Raw genomic sequence first — 4,050 nt, 5'->3', positions numbered from 1 at the left:
TTGCCGAGGTACGATCGTAGATACTATATAGCTGTCCATTTAGTACAACAGCGTTTTAGTATTTCGTTAATCAGTCGAATGTTTTTGATGAATGATACGGCGCGCGCGGCGTCCTCCACAGAGGTGATCGTCGGAAGGTTCGAATGTGTATAGGAGACAGGTGCGGGCGGGCGCGCTGATGGCGCGGGCGGCCGGGGCGATTCAGACGGACCATCTCAACCGGCTGCGGGTCGAGCGCCGCAACGCGGAGAACACGCTGGCCGAGCTGGGTCGGCTGGCGGCCGCCACGCCCGAGCCGGAGGGCTCCGCCATGGAGCGCATCCGGGCGGATCTCGCCACGATCCTGGTGGCGCCGGGGGCGCTGTTCGACAGCTCCGCCGAGCGGCTGCAGGCGCGCAACCGCGCCCAGGCGCTGTCCGGCCAGTCGCGCGTCCTGGTGGAGACGGTGGACCGCTTCACGCTGGCCCTGTTCGACGCCATCCACGACCAGTCCACCGACCGCACCGGCGATCTGGCGGTGATGATACAGGACCGCTCGCGCATGGTGATGGTGCTGGGCGGCGCCTCCATCCTGCTGGCGATCCTGGTCCATCTCTTCTTCCGGCGCTTCCTGACCTCGCGGCTGGTCGCGCTGAACGGCGCGGTGCTGGCCCGCCTGTCCGGCAGCGATGCGAAGGTGCCGGTGGAGGGCAACGACGAGATCACCGACATCGCCGCCTCCATCCGCTACTTCATCGACGAGATCGACCGGAGGCAGATGGATCTGGCCGACAACGAGCGGCGCTTCCGCGACCTTGTCGAAGGCTCCATCCAGGGCATCATCATCCACCGCGATTTCCGCCCGCTCTACGCCAACGACGCCTTCCTGCAGATTCTGGGCAGCAGCCTGGACCGCGCGCTGCGGGTCCGCTCGGTGCTCGACTTCATCGCGGAGGACAGCCGTCCGCTGGTGGAGGACAACTACCGGCACATCGTCGCCACCGGCCTGCCCAGCGAGCGGCGGCGGCTGCGCGCCCGCCGGCTGGACGGGTCGGAGCGCTGGATCGAGCTGACCAGCCGCCGCATCGACTGGAAGGGGGAGACCGCCGTCCAGTCCATCGTCGTCGACGTGACCCGCGAGGTCGAGGCGGAGGCGGCGCTGCGCCGTTCGCGCGACGCGGCGGAACAGGCGCTGCGCGAGCTGAAGGACACTCAGGCCAGCCTGATCCAGGCGGAGAAGATGGCCTCGCTCGGCCAGCTCGTCGCCGGGGTGGCACACGAGGTCAACACGCCGATCGGCATCACCATCACCGGCGCCTCGCAGCTTGCGGTGCAGTTCGAGGAGCTGGCCCGTCAGATCGCCGCCGGGGCGATCAAGAAGTCGGAGTTCCAGCGCTTCCTGGCCGACGGCGGCGAGATGGCCCGGCTGATCCTGTCCAACAGCATGCGCGCCGCCGATCTGGTGCAGAGCTTCAAGATGGTGGCGGTGGACCAGTCGAGCGACGAGCGCCGCCGCTTCGAACTGAAGACCTACATCGGCGAACTGCTGCGCAGCCTGCGCCCGGCCTACAAGGACGTGGCCGGACTGGACATCGGCCTGGACAGCCCCGACGAGCTGGAACTGGACGGCTATCCCGGCGCCCTGTCGCAGATCCTGACCAACCTCGTCCTCAACGCGCTGACCCACGCCTTCACGCCGCACCATCCCGGCCGGCTGGCCATCGCCGCCCGCCTGCTGCCACAGGATCAGGTGGAACTGACGGTGACCGACGACGGGCTGGGCATCCCGTCGGACATCCTGCCGAAAATCTTCGACCCCTTCTTCACTACCCGCCGCGGCAGTGGGGGCAGCGGGCTGGGGCTGCACATCGTCTACAACCTCGTCACCGGCACACTGCGCGGCACCATCACCGTGCAGAGCATCCCCGGCGAAGGCACCCGCTTCACCCTGCGCTTCCCGCGCGTCACGCCGACGGCGGGAACAAGCGTGGGAAAGGCGGAGCTGGTGTGATCCGCCGGCCCTCCGGAGGAAGGGGTCAGCGCACCTCGCCCTCGAACCAGTGGCGGCCCTTGCGGTCCTCCACCTCGATCACCCAGACGTCGGGGTCGTAGCGGATCTGGCGGGCGATGTAGGCGTCGGCCGTCGCCTCGTCCACCGGATCGGCGCCGGTGCCGCGCGACCAGCGCAGCCGCTCCTCCTCGCGCACCTGGACCAGCACGCTGAAGGTCCGGTCCAGCCGGTTCAGTTTCAGGATGACCGTGCCGCGGCTGGCGTCCCCCTTGCGCAGAACCATCATCGTGACGCCCTCGGCATCGGCGGCGCGGATGTGCGCCATCACCCAGAGATGCGTCGGCAGACGGTCGTCCATGGAAATCCTCGTTCCGGGAAGGTCCGAGGGCTCGCCTTCGGCAAGGCCCCGGTGTAGACAACGGGCATGGCGACACTCCTGGACGTTCTCGACGCCGCCGTCAACCACCACATGGCCGGGCGCCTTGCCGAGGCGGCGCAGGACTACCGCGTCGTGCTGGCGGTGGAGCCGGCGCAGCCCGACGCCCTGCATCTGCTCGGCGTGGCCGAGGCCCAGCGCGGCGCCCATGGGGCGGCGGCGGCGCTGATCGCCCGCTCGCTGCGGCTCCACTCCGACGCGGCGGCGCCCTGGGCCAACCTCGGCGGCGCCCTGCGCTCACTCGGCGACGCGGCGCGGGCCGATGCCGCGCTGACCCGCGCCCTGGCCCTCGACCCGGCTTTGGCCGACGCCCTGACCAATCTGGGTTCGGTACGCCACGCGCTGGCCGACCATCCCGCCGCGCTGGCGTGGCTGGAACGGGCGGAGCGGCTGCGCCCGGGCCATCCGGACACGGCGCTCAACCGGGGCGTCGTTTTGCGCGACGCGCGCCGCTTCGCGGAGTCCGACGCCTGCCTGGGCGCCCTGCTGGCCATGCAGCCCAACCACGCCGACGCGCATCTGGCCCGCGCGGTCAGCCGGTTGGTGCGGGGCGACCTGCGCGCCGGATGGGACGAATTCGAGTGGCGCCCGCGCCGCCTGCCCGCCCCGCCCTGGGCCGGCGAGCCGCTTGACGGCCGGCGCATCCTGCTGCAGGCCGAGCAGGGCTTCGGCGACACCATCCAGTTCGCCCGCTACGCCCCGCTGGTCGCCCGCGCCGGGGGGCGGGTGATCCTGGACGTGCATCCGTTGCAGTTCCGTCTGCTGCGCTCGCTGGGACCGGAGATCCAGGTGCTGGTGCGCGGCCCCGCCCCGGCGCCCCACGACCTCCACTGCCCGCTGATGAGCCTGCCGCGCGCCTTCGGCACCGACTTGGCGAGCATCCCCGCGCCCAGCGCCTATCTCTCCGCCGAAGCGGACGAGGTGGCGCGCTGGGGCCGCCGGATCGCCGAGGTCGAAACGGGGACGGAGTCCGGACCCCGTATCGGCCTCGTCTGGGCGGGCAACCCGAACCACCGCAACGACCGCAACCGCTCCATCTCCGTCGAGCGGCTGGCGCCGCTGCTCGACACGCCGGGCCTCCGCCTGTTCAGCCTTCAGACCGGCGATGCCAAAGCGACCCGGCCCGCCGCCCTGCCCGACCTGACCGCGGGCATCCGCGACTTCGCCGACAGCGCGGCCATTCTGGCGAATCTCGACCTCGTCGTCGCGGTCGACACGGCGACCATCCACTTGGCCGGAGCGCTCGGCGTGCCGGCGTGGCTGCTGCTGCCCTACGCGCCGGACTGGCGCTGGCTGCTCGACCGTTCGGACAGCCCCTGGTACCCGTCGCTGCGCCTGTACCGCCAGCCCCGCCCCGGCGATTGGGACAGCGTCCTGCGCACCGTGGCCACGGAGCTGGAACGCTTCGCCACCGCTCAGTTGGCGCCGCAGAAGCAGTCGTAGGGGTCGTCCCCGCTCCAGACTGGACGATGCACCGCGGCCGGCAGCGCCGGCATCTCCGCCGCCAGCAGCGTGGCATTGAAGGCGGCGACGTCGAAGGGCGGCGGGTCCGGCGGATCGAAGCGGAGCGGCGCGACGCTCAGCGCGTGCCCCAGAAAAGCAGCCCCCAGCAACGGTATCAAAA

Annotated in this window: 4 protein-coding genes; 2 read left to right on the top strand and 2 right to left on the bottom strand. The window is 70.8% G+C overall.

Features of this window, described 5'->3' with window-relative positions; all coding sequences use genetic code 11:
* Positions 1 to 145: 145 nt before the first annotated feature.
* Positions 146 to 1,990: a sensor histidine kinase gene (locus GBZ26_RS27910; RefSeq protein WP_345772081.1), complete on the top strand. Its 1,845-nt coding sequence runs from the start codon at positions 146 to 148 to the stop codon at positions 1,988 to 1,990.
* 25 nt (positions 1,991 to 2,015) lie between these two features.
* Here GBZ26_RS27910 and GBZ26_RS27905 read toward each other — a convergent pair whose 3' ends face one another.
* Positions 2,016 to 2,348: a DUF1491 family protein gene (locus GBZ26_RS27905; RefSeq protein WP_174441589.1), complete on the bottom strand. Its 333-nt coding sequence runs from the start codon at positions 2,346 to 2,348 to the stop codon at positions 2,016 to 2,018.
* Between the two features lie 66 nt (positions 2,349 to 2,414).
* Between GBZ26_RS27905 and GBZ26_RS27900 the strand changes: the two genes are divergently transcribed.
* The gene (locus GBZ26_RS27900; protein WP_174441588.1) at positions 2,415 to 3,869 is read left to right on the top strand and encodes a tetratricopeptide repeat protein; all 1,455 of its coding nucleotides are present in this window, start codon (positions 2,415 to 2,417) and stop codon (positions 3,867 to 3,869) included.
* Here GBZ26_RS27900 and GBZ26_RS27895 read toward each other — a convergent pair.
* Positions 3,842 to 4,050: hypothetical protein (locus GBZ26_RS27895; RefSeq protein WP_174441587.1), on the bottom strand; the 209-nt coding region annotated here is incomplete at its 5' end. The genes GBZ26_RS27900 and GBZ26_RS27895 overlap by 28 nt on opposite strands.

The sequence above is a fragment of the Azospirillum formosense genome, from assembly GCF_013340925.1.
In the GTDB taxonomy this organism is placed as follows: domain Bacteria; phylum Pseudomonadota; class Alphaproteobacteria; order Azospirillales; family Azospirillaceae; genus Azospirillum; species Azospirillum formosense.
This window is presented reverse-complemented; position numbering and strand designations above follow the sequence as displayed.

Coding starts and splice junctions, on each gene's coding strand:
- GBZ26_RS27905 (WP_174441589.1), bottom strand. CDS start 2,348: ATGGACGACCGTCTGCCGACGCATCTCTGGGTGATGGCGCACATCCGC.
- GBZ26_RS27900 (WP_174441588.1), top strand. CDS start 2,415: ATGGCGACACTCCTGGACGTTCTCGACGCCGCCGTCAACCACCACATG.